This window comes from Bradyrhizobium sp. P5_C11_2 (assembly GCF_054049755.1).
The window spans coordinates 1-2,005 of sequence record NZ_JBFULT010000872.1 but is presented as its reverse complement, the minus strand read 5'-3'; the positions used below and the strand labels follow the sequence as shown (position 1 = coordinate 2,005).

Genomic DNA, 2,005 nt, shown 5'->3' with positions numbered 1-2,005 from the left:
GCTCTATGCCTCGCACTGCACCGACGACTCGCCCTTGTTCGTCGCGACCTGGTACACGCTCGCGACCGCGCTAGTGACGGCGATCGGTGCGCTGTTGGGGTCGAAGGTCCTAAGATACTGACTGCGTCAACCACGCCGCTTCCTGCAGGACGTGACCGTGTTCAACGCCTGCACGAGCCGCGCAGCTTCCGGCGTCAAGCCCTCCTGCGATAGAGGATGAACCGGGTGGATTCTTCCGAGCGCTCGAACTGCTCCAGCAGAAGCCCCTCCACCATCTCCTTCAACCAGTCATATTGGTAGGTCGCGCCGCGGTCCAAAAAGAAATGGTCGGCCCCAGCAAAGCTCCTGCTCACCTGTTCGCGGCTGAACGTRTCCCGGAAAGGCATGAAGTAGCCTTTCGGGGCCCTCCCGAGAGCCGGGAGGACAAGCCAATCCTGGTCCGACAGCAGCAGCATGCGGCCACCGGGTGGCACGAATTTGTTGACCAGGTCGATGTCACTGGCGTCGAGTGCGACCTCGTGTGGCCCTGAAGTCTTTCTCCATTTGAAGCTGGCGATGCTCGGGAACTTCAAATACGACCGCAGCCCTATCATCGCGTCCTGGCGCCGGTCCTGGGCGTTCAGAAGCACGGCAACGGAGACTGCGGCGATCGCCGCCAACGACGTTGCCGGGACAAGCTGCGACGTCGTTCGGCCGAGTGCGGCACGGAATGCCGATCGGCCCCACCATGCGCCAACGGCAAGATAAGCAAAGGCGTTCTGCTGCCACACCGCATCCAGCGATCGGTTCACCCACTTCGTCATGAAGACCAGCGCGACGAGAGACAGAACCAGCAGATAAGCGCGCTCTATGGTGCGCGAGCCGGTCCACGCACCGGCGACGCTGACTGCCGTGCCGATGGCGATCGCGGGCATGACGATCTGGTAGAGCGTCCCGAATCCAGGGTTCCAGACCAGAATCACCGCCACCCAATTCGAGAGGCTGTGCAGGCTGAGCGGGGCGAGGAAGACGTACAGAAAGTCCGCCGAAAGGACGGCCGGGCCGAATGCGGCAACGAACAACGCCAGCAAAAACACGAGCGTCATGCAGGTCAAGGCCGCGACTTCCCAAAACCGACGCCCTTCCAGCACCCGTACCAACAAGGCGGCGCAGGCCACCGCCCAGGTATAAATTCCGGTCTCTGTGTTCCAAAAGATCGAGACAGCGCAGACGACAGACAGCGCCATCAACAGCCGGAAGGACGGTTGCACCATGAGGTGCGCCAGGATGCCGACCGCAATGAACACGAACGCGTAGCGGATCGCGAGAGCGGACGGCCCGCCAAAGGCGTCGCCGTCGGCGTATTGACACAGCGCGAGAAACACGGCCGTCAAGACAAACGGCATTGCCCTGCTCTGGAAAAAGTCCCGCAGCACCCAGTAGCTTGACAGGTGGAAGATCACGAGGCTTGCGGCAATGAGCCTGATGTAAAGCTCATACAGAGCGTTGACGTCCGCCGTCAGGAACCTGCTCAATAGGTAAGGCGGTCCGTATCCGTAGAACGCCAGGAAGTCGCGGCCCGGCACCATGCCATTTGCAAAGTGATAGAGCGCCGGTCCCGTCAGGTACGATACCGGATGATTGCCGGCCATGGCCCGTGTGGCCAGGCCCCGCACGTCCGCAGGCAGGATCAGGGCCAGCAGTGCTGCGATCAGCACCGCATCGACCCATCCAAATTCGGAGAGCTTGATCGGCCTGACGTCGGGATCGCCCTTGATGTGTACGAAGGTCGGGATGCGCTTCACGAACGGGATGACGGCGGCGGCGACAAGGGCGGCCAGCGCAACCTGTTGCAGTCTTGGCTCGAATGTAGCCCGCAGGAACGGATGCAGCTCCGTGACAATGATCGCCGACGAGAGGTAGAACAGAACGAGCGAGCGGCCTTCAAAAAACGTTCGGAGCCTGAGAGCTGCAAAAGCTGCGATAGCGCCGACCCCATAGAACAGGGCATAGAAGATCTTCTCGG

Annotated in this window: 2 protein-coding genes; one reads left to right on the top strand and one right to left on the bottom strand. The window is 61.5% G+C overall.

The features are described 5' to 3' along the window. A partial coding sequence (locus ACXJL8_RS39705; RefSeq protein ID WP_456686886.1) for an NrsF family protein occupies positions 1-121 on the top strand: 121 nt, incomplete at its 5' end. Positions 122-194: 73 nt separating this feature from the next. Here ACXJL8_RS39705 and ACXJL8_RS39700 read toward each other — a convergent pair. Further along, the coding region (locus tag ACXJL8_RS39700; RefSeq protein ID WP_456686885.1) for a hypothetical protein at positions 195-2,005 on the bottom strand (1,811 nt) is incomplete at its 5' end.